Source organism: Arthrobacter sp. LT660 (assembly GCF_056172845.1).
Map to the genome: position 1 here is coordinate 1,030,104 of NZ_CM149651.1, position 20,137 is coordinate 1,050,240.

Consider the following 20,137-nt stretch of genomic DNA (forward strand, 5'->3'; position numbering starts at 1 on the left):
TCCCGCCCGCATGCCGTACCCGGGTGGCCGCCGCGAGGCGTCCCCAACCGCCAAGAGAGGTCCTTCGTGCAACAACGCATCATCCGCATAGCGGCAGTAGGCAACGAGCTGTTGGCCGGACACGGCGATCCACGTGCGTTGGGGTGGTACGGACGCGTCCTGGCGCGCACAGCGGCCGACGACGTGCGTCTGGAGAGCTACACCCTTGCCAGTCCCGACGAGGGCACCGAGGTACTGGCACAGCGTTGGCTGGAGGAAGCCGGGCGTCGCTTCGGGGACGGGTGCGATAACCGCTTGGTTGTCGCGCTCTCGGACTTCGATCTCGACGTTGGTCTCTCCACCGCCCGGAGTCGGCTCAACCTTGCCAACATTCTCGACGCCGCGTCCCAGCTCAGCATCAAGGCCCTCGTCGTCGGCCCCACCCCAGGGCTGGATACCGAGCGCAACACCCGATTGGCCGAGCTGTCCGCCGCGTACGGCGACGTGGCGTCCCGGCGCCATCATGCCTTTGTGGACACCTTCGGCCCGCTGCAGAACCACGAGCAGTGGCGCAGTGACCTGGCCGCGAACGGGGGGCTCCCCGGGCAGGCGGGCCACGGACTGGTGGCTTGGTTGGTGCTACACCGCGGCTGGCACAAGTGGCTGGAGCTCCCGGAGCCCGCCGCCGCGGGTTGATTGCGCACGCATGCCGGTTAGGCCACCCCACCGGCGTGTGGGAGACTGGGACGCAGTTCTTTTTGATCTAAGTAAGGAGGCAGCTATGAGCAAGCGAGCACGCAAGCGTCGTGACCGTAAGCGTGGCGGCGCAAACCACGGTAAGCGCCCCAACACCTAAACGGTTCGGTAAGCGAAAGGGTCCGTCTCCCACTGGGAGACGGACCCTTTTGCCGCGCGGGGCGGTTACCACCGCCCCTACGCGTGGCCGGACTCGACGCGAATCTCGCTGATGCGGCCCATGATCCGCGACTTCAGGGTCTGGGGGGCAACCTCCTGGCAACTGCGCCGAACCACGGAGCGGATGATGCACTCAAGGTCGTATTCGTGCGCGCACTCCTTGCAGTGTTCGAGGTGGTCCTTGACCTCGTTGAGATCCTCGAGCGACAGCGCGCCGTCCAGGTATTCGTAAAGTCGGACGATCCGCTTATCGTCGCAGTCGCCCAGCGATTGACAATCGCCCATTAGTTTTCCTCCTGTGGGGCCGCCGCGGAGCGGCCACCCGTTGGTTTCCTTTTGCCGAGCCCACGTTCGGCGGCGTAGTCGGCCAGCAACTCGCGTAGCTGCTTGCGTCCCCGGTGCAGGCGCGACATCACGGTTCCCATGGGGATCCCGAGGATCTCGGCGACCTCCTTGTAGGCGAACCCCTCGACGTCCGCGAAGTAGACGGCGAGGCGGAACTCCTCAGGGATCGACTGCAGCGCGTCCTTGACGTCGGAGTCGGGCAGATGGTCCAGGGCCTCGGCCTCCGCCGAACGCAGGCCGGTCGGCGTGTGCTCCGCCGCCTGCGCCATCTGCCAGTCCTCGACGTTGTCGGTATTGGCGCGCAGCGGTTCGCGCTGGCGCTTGCGGTAAAGGTTGATGTAGGTGTTCGTGAGGATCCGGTAGAGCCAAGCCTTCAGGTTCGTACCGGGCTTGTACTGGTGGAACGCCGAATAGGCCTTCGTGTACGCCTCCTGGACGAGATCCTCGGCATCGCTGGGGTTCCGCGCCATGCGCATGGCGGCGGAAAACAGCTGGTCGACATACTGCATGGCGTCGCGTTCGAAACGCTCCCGCCGCTGCTCTTCGGTCTCTGCTCCGTCTGGCACCATCTCGGTGCTCTGGCTGCTCTCGGTCATCACGCCCCAGTCTACGCCGGACGCCGTGCCGGGCACGGCGGGAGCTTCCTCCGTCAGTGTCGCCATAGGCGCGTCTCCTTTCAGTCGCGGAACACACGCCGCAACCGGACGCCGGGCTCGTTCCACACCTGCTCATCACAACAGCCGGATCAGTGCCGGTATTCCCCGCAACGGGCCCGCCGGCAAGGAAAAAGTGCAAGACTAGGTGCAGCGAAAACGCACCCGACGATCCCGGAGGTACACATGTCTCTCGTCCGCCTGATTGCCCGTCCCCTGTTGGCCTCAAGCTTCGTGTGGTCGGGGTTGGAACGCCTGCGCAAGCCGAACGAATCGGGCGAGCGGCTCCAGCCGGGGCTGCGACGCATCTCCACGGTCGTCCCGCAGCTCCAGCAGTTCGCGGATCAGCCCGCCGCGGTCGCCCGCGTGGTCGGCGGCGTGCAGGTCGTCGCCGGACTCCTGTTTGCCCTCGGCCGCTTCCCGCGCCTGTCCGCCTCGCTCCTCGTGGGCGCCTCCGCGTTGGCCTCGTTCGAGGACTCCTCCGATTCGGCCAACGGCGCCAAGTCGGCGTCGCGCCTTCGCAACGCCTCCCTCGCGGGCGGGATCCTCTTGGCATCCGTCGACACGGCCGGCCAACCCTCGCTCGCCTGGCGCGCCCAGCACCTGACGGCCGACGCCCGCAAGCACCTGGCGAAGACCAACCGCGACCTCGGACGAACCGTCCAGCGCACCACCGCCGAGGCGCGGAAAACCGCAGGAGGGGTGATCGGCCACTAGGCCCGACCCGCATGACGATTTCCGCCAGCTCAGCCCCCTCCACACCCGCTCCCTGGCCCGCCCCCCGGGCCGCGGCTCCCGTCGACGCGACGCTGCGCGTTCCGGCATCGAAGTCGCTGACCAACCGCTACCTGGTGCTTGCCGCCGTGGCGTCGGGACCGAGCCGACTTCGCGCGCCGCTGCATTCGCGGGATTCCGTCCTGATGGTCAGCGCACTGCGGTCACTCGGGGCGAGAATCGAAGAGGTCGCCGGCGATGACGACCGCTTCGGCCCGGATCTGGTGGTCCACCCGATCTCGCCCGGCGCTGATTTGGGGAGCGTCCACGTGGATTGTGGCCTCGCCGGCACCGTGATGCGATTCGTGCCCCCGCTGGCGGCGATGACGGGTTCCACGGTTTCCTTCGACGGAGACGACCACATGCGCAAGCGCCCCATAGGTGCGGTGCTCGGCGGACTGCGGGACCTCGGAATCGACGTCGCCGACGGCGGCCGCGGTAGCCTGCCGTTCACGATCGCGGGCACCGGCCGGGTCCGCGGCGGACACGTGGTGATTGACGCCAGCGGCTCGTCCCAATTCGTTTCGGCACTGCTTCTCGTGGCCTCGCGTTTCGGCGAAGGTCTCCACCTCGAGCATGCCGGAAACCCGGTGCCGAGCCTGGACCACATCCGTATGACGGTGGAAGTGCTTCGCAGCGTGGGCGTCGAGGTGGACGACTCCGTGCCCAACCACTGGGTGGTCTCCCCCGGGCCCGTCGCGGCCTTCGATCGCAGGATGGAGCAGGACCTGTCCAATGCGGGCCCCTTCCTGGCCGCGGCGCTGGCCACGGGCGGGACGGTCCGGATCCCCGACTGGCCGGAACCCACCACCCAGGTCGGCGACGCCTGGCAGTCGATCCTCGCGCGGATGGGGGCCTCCGTGGAGCTGAGCGACGGAACGCTCACGGTCCGCGGCGGCGGACGGATCAAGGGTATCGACCTCGCCGACGCCTCGGAACTCGCCCCCACCGTGGCCGCGCTGTGCGCACTGGCCGACGGCGAATCGCGCCTGACCGGCATCGCCCACCTCAGGGGCCACGAGACCGACCGGCTCGCCGCTCTGGTCACGGAGATCAACAACCTCGGTGGCGACGCAGAGGAGACTCCCGACGGTTTGGTCATCCGCCCGCGGCCGCTACACGGCGGCCTGTTCCGCACCTACGCGGACCACCGCATGGCGACCGCGGGTGCGATCATCGGCCTGGCCGTGGAAGGCGTCGAGGTCGAGGACATCGGTGCCACCTCCAAGACCATGCCCGAGTTCCCCGAGTTGTGGAGCGCCCTCGCCGCTACGGCGGACCGGGGCTGAGCATGGGGCGCGACGCCTACGAGTGGGACGAATCGGATGTCCGCATCCGTCCGAACAAGAAGGGGTCCAAGCCGCGCACCAAGGACCGCCCCGCCTACGATGACGCGGTGATCGGCCGCATCGTCACTGTCGACCGGGGACGCTACACGGCCATTCTCGACGAGGACACGGACGCCGAGCGGATCGTCGTCGCGGCCCGCGCGCGCGAACTGCGCCGCTCTCCCGTGGTGCCCGGGGATTTCGTCGCGTTGGTTGGCGACACCAGTGGTTCACCGGACAGCTTGGCCCGCTTGGTGCGTATCCAAGACCGGGAGACCGTCCTGCGCCGCAGCGCCGACGACACGGATCCCGTGGAGCGGGTCGTCGTGGCCAATGCCGACCAGTTGGTGATCGTGGTCGCCGCCGCGAACCCCGAACCCCGCACCGGATTCATCGACCGTGCCCTGGTCGCCGCGTACGACGCAGGAATCGAACCGGTCCTGTGCGTCACCAAGGCCGATGTCCGGGATCCGGGAGCGCTCTTGGAGAACTACCGGCATCTCGAGCTCGAGGTGGTGGTGAGCAGGTCCGCCGGCGACTCGGCGACCGGAATCGACGCGCGGTCGGCCGACGGTCTGTCCGCGCGGCTGGAAGGGGCGGCCGTCGAGCGGCTCCACGAACTCCTGGCCGGAAAGGTCAGCGTGGTGCTGGGCCACTCCGGTGTCGGCAAGTCAACACTCGTCAACGCGTTGACCGGGGCGCAGCGCGCCACGGGTGGCGTCAACGCGGTGACCGGTCGGGGTCGCCACACGTCGTCCTCCGCGATCGCCCTGCGGGTCGGGGACGCGCCCGCCGGAACATGGATTATCGACACCCCCGGAATCCGTTCGTTCGGACTGGCGCTGGTGGACGCGGACAACATCCTCGACTCGTTCCCGGACCTGTTCCCCGCCTCCGCCGATTGCCCCCGGGGTTGCACGCATGCCGCCGATGCCGTGGGATGCGCCCTCGACGCGTGGGTGGTCCGGGCCGAGGCGGACCCGTCCGCACCGGCCAGGCTTGCCTCGCTGCGCCGGCTGCTCGGCGCCGAAGACAAGGCGGAGGCCAAACAGCTCGGAGCCGTCTAGCACCACGGGCGGCGGCGGCGCCTGCGGTAGGTTGGAGGGCATGAACCGCGATGTTATGAACTACAACGATGACCTGCGACTGGCCCACGTCATCGCGGATTCGGTGGATTCCCTGACCATGTCCCGCTTCAAGGCGATGGACCTGAAGGTGGACACGAAACCCGACCTCACCCCCGTGACGGACGCCGATCGCGCGGCCGAGGAAGCCATCCGAAGCCACCTGTCCCGGGCCCGGCCGCGGGACGCGGTGCTCGGAGAGGAGTTCGGCAGCACCGGACACGGTCCCCGCCGCTGGGTGATCGACCCGATCGACGGCACCAAGAGCTTCGTGCGCGGTGTGCCCGTGTGGGCCACGCTCATCGCGCTGCTGGACGAGGGACGCCCCGTCGTCGGCCTGGTCTCCGCGCCCGCGCTGGGCCGGCGCTGGTGGGCGGCCGAGGCGATGGGCGCCTACACCGGCAAGTCCCTTGCCGCCGCGAGCCGTCTCCAGGTGTCCGACGTCGGCGCGCTGGCCGACGCGTCGCTGTCCTATTCCAGCCTCGGGGGGTGGCGGGACCGTGGACAGCTGGACCAGATGCTCGAACTCCACGACTCGGTGTGGCGCACCCGCGCCTACGGCGACTTCTGGTCGTACTGCCTCGTCGCCGAGGGAGCCGTGGACATCGCCTGCGAACCCGAGCTCAACCTCCACGACATGGCGGCGCTGGTGCCCATTGTGACCGAGGCGGGCGGACGCTTCACGTCCCTCGAAGGCGAGGACGGCTGCTTCGGCGGAAACGCGTTGGCGACCAACAACAAGCTGCACGAATCCGCACTGGCCATCTTCGAGCGCGGCTAGGGGCACGCTGCCCCGGAATCTGCACCGTCCGCGCGCCGTCTGGCGCGCGGACTTTTTTTCGCGAGTTGCGTCAAACGCGCCCCTGCGGGCAATATTCAGCCATGGCTAAAAATCGTCACCGTCGCCCACTTCCGTGCGCGTGAACAACCCCGGACACTGCACGCCTCCGCGGCGATTCGCCGCGGCGTTGACGATAGCGTGCGTCTTGGTGCTCGTTGCCTGTTCGGCGCCCGCTTCGTCGGAGACCGGAACCGAGAAACCCGTGGTCCTGACCACCTTCAGCGTGTTGGCGGACCTGGTGCGCCAAGTCGGAGGCGACCGCGTGGAGGTGCTGTCCATCACGAAACCCGGCGCGGAGATCCACGGCTACGAACCCACCCCGTCCGATCTCGTGCGAATCCACGAGGCCGATCTGGTGCTGGACAACGGCCTCGGGCTGGAACGCTGGTTCGGCCGGTTCGTCCGCGACCTCGAAGTTCCCCATGCGGTTCTGTCCGCCGGGGTGGACCCGGTGGACATCGCCGCCGGCGCGTACTCGGGACGGCCCAACCCGCATGCCTGGATGTCCCCCGTGCAGGCACGGACCTACGTCGACAACGCCGAAAAGGCATTGGCCCGGCTGAGCCCCGAGGACACCGACTATTTCGCCCGCCGCGCCGACGCGTTTCGCGGCAAGCTCAGGGACCTCGAGCGCCGCACGCGCGCAGGCGTCGCCAACAACCCGCACGCCGCCCTCGTCACGTGCGAGGGCGCGTTCTCCTATCTGGCCCGCGATCTCGACCTGGAGGAGCACTTCCTGTGGCCGGTCAACTCGGATGCCGAGGGAACGCCCCGCCAGATCCGCGAGCAGATTGAATTCGTGAAGGACAAGAAGGTTCCGGCGGTTTTCTGCGAATCCACGATCAACCCGGCGGCACAGGAACGAGTCGCCCAAGAGGCGGGCGTTTCCCTGCGCGGACCCCTGTACGTCGATTCGCTTTCCGGACCCGAGGGGCCGGTCCCCACGTTCCTGGACCTGCTGAACCACGATCTGGACCTGATTCTGGAAGGACTCGACCATGCCCCTGCCAATAGCTGAACCCCCTGAGGCGGCCATCCACGTGGCCGGGCTGGGGGTCAAATACGGTAGCACACGCGCCTTGGAGGGAGTCGACTTCAGCCTCCCGGCCGGAGAGCTGTGCGGTCTGGTGGGCGTCAACGGGAGCGGAAAGTCGACACTGTTCAAGGCGCTCATGGGCCTGGTCTCCCCCTCGAACGGAACGGTCCGGCTCTTCGGCCTCGCACCGGCCCGTGCCCGCAAGGAAGGTCGCATCTCCTACGTCCCGCAGGCGGAAGCGGTCGACTGGACCTTTCCGGTCAGCGTCCGGGACGTCGTCATGATGGGACGCTACGGATACATGGGGCGCTCACGCAGGCCCTCCGCCGTCGACCGGGACGCAGTCGACGAAGCGCTGGAGCGCGTGGACCTGGCAGGTTCGGGCGGCCGCCAGATCGGCGAACTGTCCGGCGGACAGCGCAAGCGTGCCTTCGTCGCCCGCGGCATCGCGCAGGACGCGGACCTCATGCTGCTCGACGAACCGTTCGCCGGCGTCGACGTCGGTTCGGAACGCCTGATCAGCGCCCAGCTGGAGATATTGCGCGGAGCCGGCCGAACCATCCTCATGTCCACCCACGACCTGGCCGGAGTCCCCAAATTGTGCACCCACGCCCTTCTACTGCACCGTAGGGTCCTCGCCAGCGGCCTACCGGACGACGTCCTCACGGACGCCAACCTCGCGCTCGCCTTCGGTTCCGACGGGCGCGAGGGCGAACAGTGAATCCGGTGGCATGGCTCGTCGAGCCGTTCGGCTACGGGTTCATGACGAATGCCTTGGCCGTCACCCTCGCCGCGGCGCTGGTGTGCTCGGTTTTGTCCTGCTGGCTGGTGCTCATGGGCTGGTCCCTGATGGGCGACGCCATCTCCCACGCGGTGCTGCCCGGGGTCGCCCTCTCCTATCTGGTGGGCGTGCCGTTCGTTGTCGGGGCGTTGGTCTTCGGGCTCGGCGCCGTCTATCTCATCGGCGGACTGCGGGCGACCACGAAACTGAAGTCGGACACCGCCACCGGCGTGGTGTTCACGGCCCTTTTCGCTCTCGGCCTCGCCATCATCTCCCGCACCCCCAGCCAGGTCGACCTCGGACACATCCTGTTCGGCAACGTACTCGGCACGGGGCCGGGCGAGCTCGCCCAGGTCCTCGTCCTCGGCGCGGTGACACTGGCCGTGGTCCTGTACCTGCGCAAGGACCTGACGCTGTTGGCCTTCGACCCCGTGCACGCGCACGCGATCGGCCTCAACGCCCGCGTTCTGAACGCCATCCTGCTGGGGCTGCTCGCCCTCACGGTCGTCACCAGCCTGCAGGCGCTGGGCATCATCCTGGTCGTGGCGATGTTGATCATTCCCGGGGCCACCGCGTTCCTGCTCACCCGCCGCTTCGGACGCATGCTCCTCATGGCTTCCACGCTGGGCGCGCTTTCCGCGGTGGCCGGCATCTACGCCAGCTACTACCTGGATCTGTCGACCGGAGCGTCCGTGGTCCTGGCGCAGGCGGCGATGTTCCTGATCGCCTATCTGTTCGCCCCGCGCACGGGGGTCCTGACGACGGCCCTGCGGCGCGATACTGTGTCCGGGTGACGCTCTCAAGCAACGAAGAGGACTACCTCAAGGCCGTCTACGGCCTGGGCGAGTGGGACAGGCACCCGGTCACCACCGGAGCCGTCGCCGCCAAGCTCGGGGTCTCCCCCGCCTCCGCGACGTCCATGGTGGCCAAGCTGGTCGGTCGGGGCCTGCTGGACCACCCGCCGTACGGCGCCGTGTCGCTCACACCGGAGGGACGGCGTTGCGCCCTGGCCGTCGTGAGGCGCCACCGGCTGATCGAAACGTTCCTCGTCGGTGAGCTCGGCTACGGCTGGGACGAGGTGCACGACGAGGCCGAGCTGCTGGAGCACACCGTCTCGGCACGGTTCATCGACCGGCTGGACGCGCGCCTCGGCCACCCCGCCAGCGACCCCCACGGGGACCCCATTCCCACGGCCGGTGGCGATCTCCGGCTTCCCGCCGCGGTGCGCCTGGATCAAGCGTCTTCCGGAAGCGCCGTCGTCGTTCGGGTCAGCGACGCCGACCCAGGCCTGCTGCGCGCCTGTGCGGCCGTCGGCATCGTCCCGGGCTCGCAGCTGGATCCGGAAAGCCATCCGTTGACCCCCGAACAGGCCAGCGGGGTCTGGATCGTCCCATCGGCCTCGCGCGCGTGAGGACCGCAGGGCTCACCCCTGGCATCGCGGGGGCCGTGGCCGGGGGTGGATTCGTCGGCACGTTGCTGCGGTACTCCCTGGCCGGGATCGCACCGGACGACTTGGGCTTCCCGTGGACCACGCTCGCCATCAACGTCGTCGGCTGCCTGGTCTTGGGGCTGCTGACGGCCGTCTGGTTGGCGGGTGGCCCGGGCTCGCGTTCCGCGGCGCTGCGCGCGGCCGTCGGTCCGGGTCTGCTCGGGTCGTTCACGACCTTTTCCGCGGTGGCCGTCCACCTGGCTGCCGGCGCTCGGTACGGCGTCCCTCCGTCGCCGGGACAGGCCGCGGCCTACCTTGCGGCCTCGCTCGTCCTCGGTCTGGCCGCGGCCGGCGGCGGACTCTGGCTGGGCGGCGTGCTCGCCCGAGGCAGGGGGAACGGATGACTGCGCTGGTCCTCTGGCTTTGCGTGGGTCTCGCGGGGGCCGCCGGCTCTGTCTTGCGCGTCTGGCTCGACACGCTGGTCACCAGGTATGTCCCGGTCTCGGCCGGGCACGACCACCCGTGGCCGGCCGGCACGCTGGCGGCGAATATCCTGGGGTCCTTCGCGATGGGTCTGCTCGCCGGATTCGCGGAAGGTTCGGGCTGGAGTCCGGAGGTTCAGGCCATCCTGTCCGTCGGCCTCTGCGGCGGGCTGACAACGTTCAGCACGTTCGGCGTAGCCACCGTGCGGCTGTGGCAGGCGGAACGGCACGGAGCCGCCGTGGGAAATGCTTGCGCCAATGTGTTGCTGGGGGTTGCCGCGGCCACGGCCGGCCTCTGGCTGGGAGTCCGCTAGCCGCACGAACGGGACCGGTGGCTGCTGGCTGTCGCACACGGTAGTGGTGGGTTACCGCGCGGTCCGGCGGCCCGCCGACCGCCTCGCCGGCTGACCGCGCCGCCGTTCGGATGCGGGCCGGGCTTCCGCGGCTCCGTGGGAGCGGTGCCGCCAGGCCAGGAACGCGCTCATGCCGGTCAGGACGAGCATCACGAGGCCTAGTCCTGTCCGCTCGATCCCGAACAGGAGTCCGCTTCCCAGTAGGAACAGGCCGTGGGCCACCACCGGGTGGGCCGGCCAGGCGATGCGATAGGGGGCTGTGGGGGCCATGAACAGGCCCCAGAAAGCGATCAACGGGACTACGACCACCAGTATGGCGAACAGCGGAAACAGCGGCAGGACCTCGATGGCCCACAGACCCGAGGCACCCAGCAACGCGACTTCGAGCGCAAACGCCAGGGCGTCTGATGCACGCACCCGGCCGCCGTTGCCCTCGGGTTCCCTGCTCCCCATGTCCATATGCGGTCCCTCCGTCTTGGCCGCCGCGACCCACCCGAGGGGCTCCCGAACGTGCGCGTGATGATGTCCGGGACCATTCTATGCGCGGTGGCACCCGGCGTTGGCACCCCAAAGATGCGGCGGACGCCCATAAACCGGCATGCGGGTGGCTCCGTCATGGCTTGTGAATCGGCGTTTACCGTTGGGTAACCCGGATGCAGGAAACCGGAAACTTACATGGTAAGTTAAATGTGTTCCGGCAGCGTCCCCCAAGAGTTGCCGGACACGCTTCGCCACCCATGGTCGCGAAGCAATCCAGTGCTGCAGCACTTCTTGAGAGCGTCCCCGCCACATAGGCAGGCGGGGACGCTTTCTCGTGCGTGTTGCGCGGCAGCCGATTTGGGACGCCACGCCGGCGTAGGGGCAACGCCAAAAAAGGCCCCGGAAACGCATCGTTTCCGGGGCCCGATTCTGTGGAGATGGGGGGAATTGAACCCCCGTCCGATGTGGTGTTGCCAGGTCTTCTCCGGGCGCAGTTTGCTGTGGACTTTCTCTGCCCCATCAGCCGTCGCGCAAACAAGCGGCTGGACCCTTGCGGGCCGTCCTGGGCACAGTCACCTAAGTTATGCCAAGTACCCCGGTGACGAGGATACCTGGCAGTGGCTATCTAAATGACGCCAGTATCAGGAGCGATAGCAAATCCTGGCTGACGGACTGTCTGGCTGCTTAGGCAGCGAGAGCGAAGTCAGTGCGCTTAGAGTCGGCACTTATTGTTTTGCAGAGAGCGTTTGCGAGATAACCCTGCATCCTCGGCCCGCTTCCCCTGTCGCGACTCACATCGTCGAAACCGATCATCCCCGTATTTTGTTGTCAACGGCGGGTTTCCCCGCCCAACTCCCGGAACTCTCGCTCCGGACTTCTAGTGTAACCCCGACCGCCGTCGATTCATTCCCCACGGATCCGGCCATTCCCGCCGGGCTAGGCGGAGCGGCGGTTCCGCTCGCGCATGGCGCGCAGCGCCTCCCGGTTGTCCTGCTTTTCCCGAAGCGTGTGCCGCTTGTCGAACTCTCGTTTCCCCTTGCCGACGCCGATCTCCAGTTTGGCGCGCCCGTCCTTGAAATACAGCTGCAAGGGAACGATGGTGAACCCGGACTCCTGGATTTTCCGGCCGATCTTCGTCAGCTCCTCGCGGTGCAGAAGCAGCTTGCGGCGTCGCCGCGCCGTATGGTTGGTCCACGAACCGTTCAGGTACTCCGGAATGTAGACGGCCTCGATGAAGAGCTCGTCGCGGTAGAACTGCCCAAACCCGTCGACAAGCGATGCCTTGCCTTCGCGCAACGACTTCACCTCCGTGCCGCTCAGGACCATCCCGGCCTCGAAGGTGTCGGTGATGTTGTAGTCGTGGTGGGCCTTGCGGTTGGTCGCAACGACCTTGCGTCCGGTTTCCTTGGGCACGGCGACCTCCTCTGGCAACGGTGATTGGTTCCGCCCAATGGCGGAAGATCAATCCTACGCTACAGCAGGCCCATGGGGTTGACTGCGCTGCCGTCCAGAATGGTTTCGAAGTGCAGGTGGCAGCCGGTCGAGTTGCCCGTCGTCCCCACGTAGCCGATGACCTGGCCTTTGCTGACGTTCTGCCCGGCGGACACCGTGTAGTAGGACATGTGATGGTAGTTGGTGGCCAAGGCGTGGCCGTTGACCACCCCGTGGCTGACGGTGACCTTGTTCCCGGAGCTCCCGGAACGCTGCGCGTACCAGACCTCTCCGGAGGCGGCGGCGTGGATGGGTGCCCCACAGGCGCCACCGAAGCCCCAGTCAACGCCGGCGTGGACGTAGCCGCCCATGCCTCCGTAATCGACCGTTCCGGCCGGCGTCGGACGCCATCCGAAGCCCGAGGTGATGTAGCCTCCGGACGCTGGGATCCGCAGGCCCCATGCGCTACTGGAGCTGCCCGAGGACGACGAACCCGACGAGGATGAGCTCGACGACGACGCAGCGTTTCGGGCATCGCGCGCCTGGCGCGCCTTGCGGGCGGACGCCGTGGCCGCGGCATCCGCGGCCGCCTGCTTGGCTGCCGCGTCCCGCGCATTCGCCCGACGGGCCTCGGCGGCCTCGGCCGCACGCTCTCGGGCCTCGGCCGCACGTTCGCGCGCCAGCGCGGCCTGCTTTCGGGCCTCGGCTTCCGCGGCCTTCTTGCGTGCGGCGGCGGCGGCCTCTTCTCGCTTCTTCTTCTCCGCAGCCTCACGGATCAGTCGCTCTTGACGTTCCTTGATATCCGAAAGCACGGAGGCGTGTTCGGCCTCCTGGGCCTGGATCTGCGCCTTGATCTGTGGACGCTTTTCGGTCAGCTCCGCACTGAGCGCCTCGGCCTTCCCGATCAGCCCATCGACCTTGCGCTTGCTGGCCTCCGCCTCTTCGCGGGCGCCCTGTTCGCGGACCAGCGCGGCATCGGCCTTGACCTTCAACCCGCGGATCTCTTCCTCGACGGCAGCGAGGCGCGCCTGGGAATTGCGGTCTGTCGCGTGCTGCTGGCTCAGTTCGTCCAGCACGGCATTCTGGCTGCGCAGCGCCTGGTCCGCAAGATCCATCCCGGTTGCCAGGTTTCCGTCCGCGCCCGCGTCCATCATCAGGCTGAGGTTGCTTGAGACCCCGCCGCGCTTGTAGGCCTGCGTGGCGATCTGTCCGATCAGCTTTCGGGTGTCCTCCAGCTTCGCGGCGTCGTTTTCTATCTGGCGGGCGATCTCGTCCCGCGTCTCCTGGGCCACCTGGACGCGCTGGGACAGTGCGTTGACCTCGTCCGTGGCGGACTGCACCCGTCCCTGCGCGTCGGAGAGGGCCTGCTGGGCCGCCGGCAGCTGCGCCTGGTAACCCTTCAGCTCGCGGGCAACCTTCTGGATGTCCTCATTGAGGAACTCGAGGTCGGTCTCAAGCCCGTCGATGCTGTTTTCGATGTCGCGCTTCTGGTCGTTGAGCTCGTCGGCGTGCGCCCCCGTGGCAAGGGAAAGGACCAACACGGCCGCCAGGGCACCGCTCAGGGCGGTCATGGGCATAGTGCACCGGGGGCGATCCGCCAAGGGGCGTCCTTTCGTTGCCTACCTCCACGGGGGAGCGGAGGCCTATTAAAACAGGGAGCGAACTAGACCTTAAGGTAGCGCCTTAAGGTTAGCATCGACGATACAGCAGCGAGTACCGCGCCTAACACCAGCAACACGGGTGTCACCAGCAACACCTCACCGGTGGAAATGAACGCCGTGTCAGGATATTCGTTGGCCAGCCTCCCGTCCATGAGGAAGTGTGCCACGGCCCACAGCGATCCCGAGGCAAGGACCGCCCCGATCAACGCGGCGATAACACCCTCCAGCACGAAGGGCAGTTGGATCACCAGCTTGGATGCGCCGACCAGGCGCATGATCCCGGTTTCCCGTCGACGGCTGAAGGCCGAAAGGCGGATGGTCGTCGCGATCAGCAACACCGCGCAGACAATCATGACGCCCGCGATCCCCACGGCGACAAGGGACGCGATGTTCATGATCGAAAAGATCCTCTCGAGGAGCTCGCGCTGGTCCACCACGACGTCCACGCCCTCCATCGATGAGAAGAGTTCGTTGATGACCTCGTACTTCTCCGGGTCCACCAGGCGCACGCGGAAGGATTCGGGCAGCTGGTCCGCCGTTACCGAGTCGACGATGGGCGAGTTCCTGAACTGGTCCTGGAAGTGGCCCAAGGCCCGTTCCCTGGACTCGTATTCGTAGCTTTCGATGTAGGGCGTGACGGCGGCGGAATCCATCATGGCCTTGATGTCGTCGCGCTGTGCATCGGTGACGGCCCCGTCCGCGCAGGTCTGCGTTCCGTAGTTCTCACCGCAGAGGAAGACGGCAACCTGGACCTTGTCGTACCAGAAGCCCTTCATCTGGTTGATCTGCAGCTGCAACAGGGCGGCGCCCCCGACGAACGTCAGCGAAATGAACGTCACGAGGACGACGGAGACGACCATGGACAGGTTGCGGCGCAGGCCGGAGCCGATCTCCCCGAGGATGAATGCAAGTCTCATGCGTCGGAATCCTCCGGGTCGAAGGGGGCGATCGCCTGGTCGTTGGGGTCCGCGATGCGGAGCTCGCGGGAACCGTCGGACTTGACCACGGGAATCATGGCCGTGTACTCGCCGACGGCCTCGTCGCGTACGATCCGTCCATCGGAGAGTTCGATGACCCGGCGCCGCATGGAGTTGACGATGTCGTCGTCGTGCGTTGCCATGACCACCGTCGTGCCGTTCTGGTTGACGCGGTCCAGGACGTTCATGATCCCCACGCTTGTCGCGGGGTCGAGGTTGCCCGTGGGCTCGTCCGCCAGGAGGATCCCGGGCCGGTTGACGATCGCGCGGGCGATTGCGACGCGCTGCTGCTCCCCGCCGGAGAGTTCGTGGGGCATGCGCTTTTCCTTGCCCTCCAGGCCCACGGTCTTCAGGACCTCGGGGACGGTCTCGCGGATCATCGCACGGCTCTTGCCGATCACCTGCATGGCGAAGGCGACGTTGCCGAACACGTCCTTGTTCGGCAGGAGGCGGAAGTCCTGGAACACGACGCCGATGCCCCGCCGCAGGCGCGGGACTCGCCAGGAGGGGATGCGCGCGACGTTCTTCCCGGCGACGTGCACGGAACCACGCGAGGACGTGTCCTCGCGGAGAATCAGCCGGATAAACGTCGATTTGCCGGAGCCGGAGGCGCCGACCAGGAAGGCGAAGTCGCCACGGTTGATCTCGATGTCTATGTCGTCCAAGGCCGGACGCGACGTCTGGTCGTAGACCTTCGTGACGTGCTCAAATCTGATCATGTCGGTTCTGCCCACACGGACCACCGGTTCAACGGCCATGGATGCGGGGCTTTTGCTGGGGGAAGTTGCGGCACCGGCACTAGCACTCTAATGCCAGCCGCCGCCCCGGACGCGGACGCCCGCGATGCAGCGGTGTGTCGCCCCCCGCACGCGCCGCTCCCCCGGTGCCCGGGAACGCCTACGCTTCGACGGTTCCGACCTCGCCGTCGGGCATGCGCAGCTCCGGTTCCGTCGCCGCCCGCACCTCCTCGACGCTGATCCCGGGCGCGGTTTCGACCAGCACCAGTCCCTCCGGCGTCACGTCGATGACCGCGAGGTCCGTGATGATGCGGTGGACCACGGCCCTTCCCGTCAGCGGAAGGGAGCATTCGTTCACGATTTTCGGCGTCCCGTCCTTGGCCGTGTGCTCCATCAGCACAATCAACCGCCTGGCCCCGTGGACCAGGTCCATCGCGCCGCCCGGCCCCTTGACCATCTTCCCGGGGATCATCCAGTTCGCCAGGTCTCCGGCCGCGGAAACCTGCATGGCACCGAGGATGGCCGCGTCGATCTTTCCGCCGCGGATCATGGCGAAGCTCGTGGCGGAGTCGAAGAACGATGCCCCGGGGTTGACCGTCACGGTCTCCTTGCCCGCATTGATCAGATCCGGATCCACATTCTCCTCGGTGGGGTACGGACCGACGCCGAGGATGCCGTTCTCGGATTGGAGGACCACCGTTCGGTCCGCGGGAACGTAGTTGGGCACCAGCGTCGGAAGGCCGATGCCCAGGTTCACGTAGTCCCCGTCGCCGAGCTCCTGCGCGGCGCGGGCCGCCATCTGCTCACGACTCAATCCCATGGTCAGGCCCCCTTCCCGTTGGCGTCGCCGCCGGACGAGGTCGGCGCGACCGTGCGTTTCTCGATGCGCTTTTCGATGTCCGGCCCGACCTCCACGATGCGGTGGACGAACACCCCCGGCAGGTGGACCTGGTCGGGATCGAGCTCCCCGGGCTCCACGAGTTCCTCGACCTGGGCGATGCAGACGCGTCCCGCCATCGCGGCGGGCGGCGAGAACTGCCGGGCCGCCTTGTTGAACACCAGATTCCCGTGGCGGTCCCCTCGCAGGGCGTGGACCAGCGAGTAGTCGGTCGCGATGGCCTCCTCCAGCACGTATTCGCCCGGCACTCCGCCGGGGGCGAACGCACGCACCTCCTTGGGCTCCGACGCCTGCGCGACGTTGCCGTCGGCGTCGTAGCGTTGCGGCAGGCCACCCTCGGCGACCTGCGTCCCGACCCCGGCCCGGGTGAAGAACGCCGCGATGCCCGAGCCGCCGGCGCGGAGCTTTTCGGCCAGCGTGCCCTGCGGCGTGAGCTCCAGCTCCAGCTCGCCCGTCAGGTACCGGCGCGCGAACTCCTTGTTCTCCCCGACATAGGAGGACGTCATCTTCCGGATCCGTCCGGCGTCCAGCAACACCCCCAACCCCCAGCCGTCGACGCCGCAGTTGTTGGACACCACCGACAGGTCGCCGGCCCCCTGCTCCAGCAGGGCCTCTATCAGCTGGATCGGGTTGCCCGAGAGGCCGAATCCACCCACTGCCAGCGACGCGCCGTCGGGTATGTCCGCGACCGCCTCCGCCGCACTCGCGTACTCCTTGTCAATTGCCACGTCGGTGGCCTCCTTCGCTAGCTGCCTGGTTCCATGCCCGCGGACCGTGCCCGGGTCACCGCGCGGTCCATCCGCCGTCCATCGTGTAGGAGGCTCCGGTGACCATTCCGGCCCGCGGCGAGGCCAGCCACGCCGCGAGTGAGGCCACCTCCTCCGGCTCGACGAGGCGCTTGACCGCGCTTTCGGTCAGCATCATCTGGGCCACGACCTCCGATTCGGCAATCCCGTGTGCCGTGGCCTGGTCCGAGATCTGGCGCTCGACCAGCTGCGTGCGCACATGGGCCGGACTGATGCAGTTGCTGGTGACGCCGCGTCGCCCCCCTCGAGGGCCGTGACCTTGGAAAGGCCCTCGAGCCCGTCGTCGCCGTTCAGGTCCGCCACCCTCACGGAGGCGCCGAGGCCCGCGAACTCCCGCACGCATGCTTCCCCGATTCCGCTGGCCCCGCCCGTGACCAACACGCGCCGTCCAGTCAATTCGCCGACGGTCCCTGCCTCGGTCATGGTCTCAACCTTGAGAGTGCGCGGGGACGCGGACCTTGGTGCTTTCTCGGGACGGACATCGCGATGGCACGCCTTTCGCTGCGGGCAGGCACGCACCGTTGGCGGAAACGCCCTCCGGGGGAACACGGCCTGAAAGGTGATCCAGGCTACGAAAAACGTATGGCGCCCATCACCACTTGTCAACGCGTCGTTCGTGCGCGCACATCAATGCCGACCCGGCGTGTTGGATGTCCGCTAATCGGGCGCCCGCGGGTTGGCCATGGGCGGTTAGGCGTCGGCGGCCGCGTTGCGGTTGTTGGCCCGCCAGCGGATGCCGGCGTCGATGAAGTCGTCGATCTCCCCGTCGAGCACGGCCGAGGTGTTGCCGACCTCGTGTTCCGTGCGAAGGTCCTTGACCATCTGGTAAGGGTTCAGGACATAGGAGCGCATTTGGTCCCCCCAGGACGCCTTCACGTCGCCGGCGAGCGCCTTCTTCTCGGCGTCTTGCTGTTCCTTCTGGACCAGCAACAGCCGCGACTGGAGGACGCGGAGCGCGGCGGCGCGGTTCTGGAGCTGGGACTTCTCGTTTTGCATCGAGACCACGATCCCCGTGGGGATGTGCGTCATGCGGACAGCGGAGTCCGTGGTGTTGACGGACTGCCCGCCCGGTCCCGAGGAGCGGAACACGTCGACGCGGATCTCGTTGTCGGGGATCTCCACGGTGTCGGTCTGCTCGATGAGCGGGATGACCTCCACGGCCGCGAACGACGTCTGGCGGCGCCCCTGGTTGTCGAAGGGGCTGATGCGGACTAGGCGGTGGGTGCCTGCCTCGACCGAGAGCGTGCCGAAGGCGTAGGGGGCGTTGACCTCGAAGGTGGCGGACTTCAGTCCGGCCTCCTCGGCGTAGGACGTGTCCATGATGGTCGTCGGGTGGCCCTTGCGTTCGGCCCAGCGCAGGTACATGCGCATCAGCATCTCGGCGAAGTCGGCGGCGTCGACCCCGCCGGCGCCGGAGCGGATGGTGACCACGGCCGAGCGTTCGTCGTATTCTCCGGACAGCAGCGTGACGACCTCGAGGTCGGCGAGCGCCTTGTGCAGGGAGGGAAGTTCCTTTTCCGCCTCGGCGAGCGTGTCGGCGTCGTCTTCCTCCTCCGCCAGCTGGACCATGACTTCGAGGTCGTCGATGCGTTCGGCGAGCTTGTTGAGGCGCTCGAGCTCGGTCTGGCGGTGCGACAGCTTGGAGGTGATTTTCTGCGCCGATGCCGGGTCGTCCCACAGATCCGGAACGCCTGCCTGTTCCGACAATTCGGCGATGTCGGCCCGGATGCGTTCGACGTCGGTGACGGCTTCGATCGAGGCGTAGGTGGTCCGGAGGGCGCGGATTTCCGCGGTGAAGTCAGTTGCAGCCATGGTGGCTCCAGCCTACGGCATCGGGTTGCCGGAGTCCCTCCCGTCGCGACCGAACCGGCACCGCCCGGGACGGAGGGATTAGCGGGTCAGGATGGTCCGGGCGTTGCTCTCCACATGGATGGGGATGCCGGCCGGAACGAACCATCCCACGATCGGCGGACGCACAGTCGCCCGCAGACGCACGTACGCCGTGGTTCCGTCACCCGTGGCCCCCGCGGCCACGACGCCCAGGCCGTCGAAGCGTGCGGCGGCACCGGTGTCCGAGAGGTATCCGGAGACGTCTCCACGGACGGCCCCGTCGGTCAGCGCGAGCCCCACGCCGTTCCGTCCTTTTGCCCCAGACACCGAGTAGCTATCGGCGGCCGCCGCGACGGCCCCATCCGCCACGCTCAGCAACCGCCGCGCTTCCGTGTTGACCAGCGTGGCGGCGAGTGTCGCGCTGACGGCAAGGAGGGCGATCACCACGTAACCGATGACCAGGATGATCGTCTGCCCCTCCTCGTAGGCGGCGTTGCGTAGACTCATCCGAACCGGTCCACCCGATGCGTTGATGTCGAAGAGGCGGAACCCACCCGGGCGTCCAAACCCGGCGGCAGGAACGGGAGCGCCAGTTCCACCTTGACGCTCACCGTGACCGTGGTCCCTGACTGCAGGCATGGGCCGGAGCAACTGTAGTTCAGCGAGGCCGCCCCGCCGTCGATCCCCATGTTCGCAACGGCACGTCCCGCGGCGTCGTTCGCTTTGGCCGCACCTTCCGATTCGGTCGCCGCGCCGACAAACACCTTGGCGGCATGGTCCGCCGCTCCGACCGCGGCATAGGACGCCGCCTGGAGTTGAGATGCGGTGATGACGAAATAGACGATCGGGATGAGCAGGAGCACCCCGAGGAACACGAATTCCACGATCGCGGAGCCCCGTTCCCCCGCGGCAAGACCAGTCGACGTCTCATCCATACCGGACGGCCTCTCCGTGAACGCGAAGTTCGCCGGCGATCGGAAGGAACCCCATCAGCGGAAAACCCGTTGCGACCGTGACCCTCACGGCCGCGTTGCCGCCGATGGTCGTCGACTCGAACGAGACGCCATCCGCGAAGCGCGGACTCAGGCTCTGAGCAATGATGCCGCGCGTCCGTTCGGCTCCCTCGGCGGGGCTACGGTCCGCGAGCGTGCCGTACCTCGCACCCGTTGCCGCCGCATCGAGCAACGTGTTCCGCACATGCAGAACCAGCGCCAGCTGAAGCACCGAGATGAAGACGGCGGTGAGGAGGGCGGTGACCATGACGAATTCGGCCACGG

The 20,137-nt window shown here is 67.6% G+C and carries 25 protein-coding genes, 1 other RNA gene and 1 pseudogene; 12 read left to right on the plus strand and 15 right to left on the minus strand.

The genetic code is table 11. From position 1 onward, the window contains the following. Positions 1-66: 66 nt before the first annotated feature. Together AC0QSG_RS04700 and AC0QSG_RS04705 are read left to right on the plus strand one after the other, a co-directional pair. Positions 67-675, plus strand: a complete 609-nt coding sequence (locus tag AC0QSG_RS04700) for a GDSL-type esterase/lipase family protein (RefSeq protein ID WP_435726658.1) — start codon at positions 67-69, stop codon at positions 673-675. A gap of 85 nt (positions 676-760) precedes the next feature. Next, positions 761-835 carry a 50S ribosomal protein bL37 gene (locus tag AC0QSG_RS04705; protein WP_369299106.1) on the plus strand — a complete coding sequence of 25 codons (75 nt, stop codon included), beginning with the start codon at positions 761-763 and terminating at the stop codon, positions 833-835. A gap of 77 nt (positions 836-912) precedes the next feature. Here the strand turns inward: AC0QSG_RS04705 and rsrA are convergent, their stop codons facing one another. Both rsrA and AC0QSG_RS04715 read right to left on the minus strand, forming a co-directional pair. After that, a complete protein-coding gene (gene rsrA / locus AC0QSG_RS04710) occupies positions 913-1,179 on the minus strand; it encodes a mycothiol system anti-sigma-R factor (protein ID WP_435726657.1) in 267 nt (88 codons plus the stop codon). Continuing rightward, positions 1,179-1,901: a sigma-70 family RNA polymerase sigma factor gene (locus tag AC0QSG_RS04715; protein ID WP_475376820.1), complete on the minus strand. Its 723-nt coding sequence runs from the start codon at positions 1,899-1,901 to the stop codon at positions 1,179-1,181. Before AC0QSG_RS04715 ends, rsrA begins: the two co-directional genes overlap by 1 nt. 177 nt (positions 1,902-2,078) lie before the next feature. Between AC0QSG_RS04715 and AC0QSG_RS04720 the strand changes: the two genes are divergently transcribed. From AC0QSG_RS04720 to crcB, 10 genes are all read left to right on the plus strand, one after another. Beyond that, on the plus strand, positions 2,079-2,609 hold the full coding sequence (locus AC0QSG_RS04720) for a DoxX family membrane protein (RefSeq protein WP_435726655.1): 531 nt from the start codon (positions 2,079-2,081) through the stop codon (positions 2,607-2,609). An 11-nt stretch (positions 2,610-2,620) separates the two neighbouring features. Beyond that, positions 2,621-3,955 (plus strand): 3-phosphoshikimate 1-carboxyvinyltransferase, encoded by a 1,335-nt coding sequence (aroA, locus tag AC0QSG_RS04725; RefSeq protein ID WP_475376821.1) that lies wholly within the window; start codon positions 2,621-2,623, stop codon positions 3,953-3,955. Between the two features lie 2 nt (positions 3,956-3,957). Continuing rightward, positions 3,958-5,061, plus strand: coding sequence for a ribosome small subunit-dependent GTPase A (gene rsgA / locus AC0QSG_RS04730; RefSeq protein ID WP_475376822.1), 1,104 nt, complete (start codon positions 3,958-3,960; stop codon positions 5,059-5,061). A 40-nt stretch (positions 5,062-5,101) separates the two neighbouring features. Next, entirely contained in the window at positions 5,102-5,899 is a 798-nt protein-coding gene (gene hisN / locus AC0QSG_RS04735) for a histidinol-phosphatase (protein WP_435726653.1), read from the plus strand. A gap of 262 nt (positions 5,900-6,161) precedes the next feature. After that, positions 6,162-6,977, plus strand: a complete 816-nt coding sequence (locus tag AC0QSG_RS04740; RefSeq protein WP_475376823.1) for a metal ABC transporter solute-binding protein, Zn/Mn family — start codon at positions 6,162-6,164, stop codon at positions 6,975-6,977. Continuing rightward, positions 6,958-7,716, plus strand: coding sequence for a metal ABC transporter ATP-binding protein (locus tag AC0QSG_RS04745; RefSeq protein WP_475376824.1), 759 nt, complete (start codon positions 6,958-6,960; stop codon positions 7,714-7,716). Before AC0QSG_RS04740 ends, AC0QSG_RS04745 begins: the two co-directional genes overlap by 20 nt. Then, the gene (locus tag AC0QSG_RS04750) at positions 7,713-8,570 is read left to right on the plus strand and encodes a metal ABC transporter permease (protein WP_435726650.1); all 858 of its coding nucleotides are present in this window, start codon (positions 7,713-7,715) and stop codon (positions 8,568-8,570) included. Before AC0QSG_RS04745 ends, AC0QSG_RS04750 begins: the two co-directional genes overlap by 4 nt. Beyond that, the gene (locus AC0QSG_RS04755; protein ID WP_435726649.1) at positions 8,567-9,187 is read left to right on the plus strand and encodes a metal-dependent transcriptional regulator; all 621 of its coding nucleotides are present in this window, start codon (positions 8,567-8,569) and stop codon (positions 9,185-9,187) included. Before AC0QSG_RS04750 ends, AC0QSG_RS04755 begins: the two co-directional genes overlap by 4 nt. Then, entirely contained in the window at positions 9,184-9,609 is a 426-nt protein-coding gene (locus AC0QSG_RS04760; RefSeq protein WP_475376825.1) for a fluoride efflux transporter FluC, read from the plus strand. The genes AC0QSG_RS04755 and AC0QSG_RS04760 overlap by 4 nt, the downstream gene beginning before the upstream one ends. Continuing rightward, positions 9,606-10,001, plus strand: coding sequence for a fluoride efflux transporter CrcB (crcB, locus tag AC0QSG_RS04765; RefSeq protein ID WP_475376826.1), 396 nt, complete (start codon positions 9,606-9,608; stop codon positions 9,999-10,001). Before AC0QSG_RS04760 ends, crcB begins: the two co-directional genes overlap by 4 nt. Positions 10,002-10,052: 51 nt before the next feature. Here the strand turns inward: crcB and AC0QSG_RS04770 are convergent, their stop codons facing one another. The 13 genes and pseudogenes from AC0QSG_RS04770 to AC0QSG_RS04830 form a co-directional block, all read right to left on the minus strand. Continuing rightward, positions 10,053-10,499, minus strand: coding sequence for a YrdB family protein (locus AC0QSG_RS04770; protein WP_475376827.1), 447 nt, complete (start codon positions 10,497-10,499; stop codon positions 10,053-10,055). Positions 10,500-10,949: 450 nt separating this feature from the next. Further along, positions 10,950-11,337: a transfer-messenger RNA gene (ssrA, locus tag AC0QSG_RS04775) on the minus strand. A gap of 119 nt (positions 11,338-11,456) precedes the next feature. Next, a complete protein-coding gene (gene smpB, locus AC0QSG_RS04780) occupies positions 11,457-11,933 on the minus strand; it encodes an SsrA-binding protein SmpB (protein WP_435726645.1) in 477 nt (158 codons plus the stop codon). Between the two features lie 59 nt (positions 11,934-11,992). After that, positions 11,993-13,522 (minus strand): peptidoglycan DD-metalloendopeptidase family protein, encoded by a 1,530-nt coding sequence (locus tag AC0QSG_RS04785; protein WP_475376828.1) that lies wholly within the window; start codon positions 13,520-13,522, stop codon positions 11,993-11,995. Positions 13,523-13,614: 92 nt separating this feature from the next. Continuing rightward, positions 13,615-14,529 carry a permease-like cell division protein FtsX gene (gene ftsX, locus AC0QSG_RS04790; protein ID WP_475376829.1) on the minus strand — a complete coding sequence of 305 codons (915 nt, stop codon included), beginning with the start codon at positions 14,527-14,529 and terminating at the stop codon, positions 13,615-13,617. Then, complete coding sequence (gene ftsE, locus AC0QSG_RS04795) at positions 14,526-15,308, minus strand: cell division ATP-binding protein FtsE (protein WP_475376830.1); 783 nt, start codon at positions 15,306-15,308, stop codon at positions 14,526-14,528. The genes ftsX and ftsE overlap by 4 nt, the downstream gene beginning before the upstream one ends. 178 nt (positions 15,309-15,486) lie before the next feature. Then, positions 15,487-16,146 carry a CoA transferase subunit B gene (locus AC0QSG_RS04800; protein WP_435726641.1) on the minus strand — a complete coding sequence of 220 codons (660 nt, stop codon included), beginning with the start codon at positions 16,144-16,146 and terminating at the stop codon, positions 15,487-15,489. 2 nt (positions 16,147-16,148) lie between these two features. Further along, positions 16,149-16,952, minus strand: a complete 804-nt coding sequence (locus tag AC0QSG_RS04805; RefSeq protein ID WP_475376831.1) for a CoA transferase subunit A — start codon at positions 16,950-16,952, stop codon at positions 16,149-16,151. A gap of 55 nt (positions 16,953-17,007) precedes the next feature. Beyond that, a pseudogene (locus tag AC0QSG_RS04810) lies at positions 17,008-17,354 on the minus strand (SDR family oxidoreductase); the annotation flags it as partial. A gap of 366 nt (positions 17,355-17,720) precedes the next feature. Then, positions 17,721-18,842: a peptide chain release factor 2 gene (gene prfB / locus AC0QSG_RS04815; protein ID WP_475376832.1), complete on the minus strand. Its 1,122-nt coding sequence runs from the start codon at positions 18,840-18,842 to the stop codon at positions 17,721-17,723. A 78-nt stretch (positions 18,843-18,920) separates the two neighbouring features. Then, a complete protein-coding gene (locus AC0QSG_RS04820; RefSeq protein WP_475376833.1) occupies positions 18,921-19,367 on the minus strand; it encodes a hypothetical protein in 447 nt (148 codons plus the stop codon). Beyond that, complete coding sequence (locus AC0QSG_RS04825; RefSeq protein ID WP_475376834.1) at positions 19,364-19,795, minus strand: hypothetical protein; 432 nt, start codon at positions 19,793-19,795, stop codon at positions 19,364-19,366. Before AC0QSG_RS04825 ends, AC0QSG_RS04820 begins: the two co-directional genes overlap by 4 nt. Beyond that, positions 19,788-20,135, minus strand: a complete 348-nt coding sequence (locus AC0QSG_RS04830) for a TadE family protein (RefSeq protein ID WP_435726635.1) — start codon at positions 20,133-20,135, stop codon at positions 19,788-19,790. Before AC0QSG_RS04830 ends, AC0QSG_RS04825 begins: the two co-directional genes overlap by 8 nt. Positions 20,136-20,137: the final 2 nt, after the last annotated feature.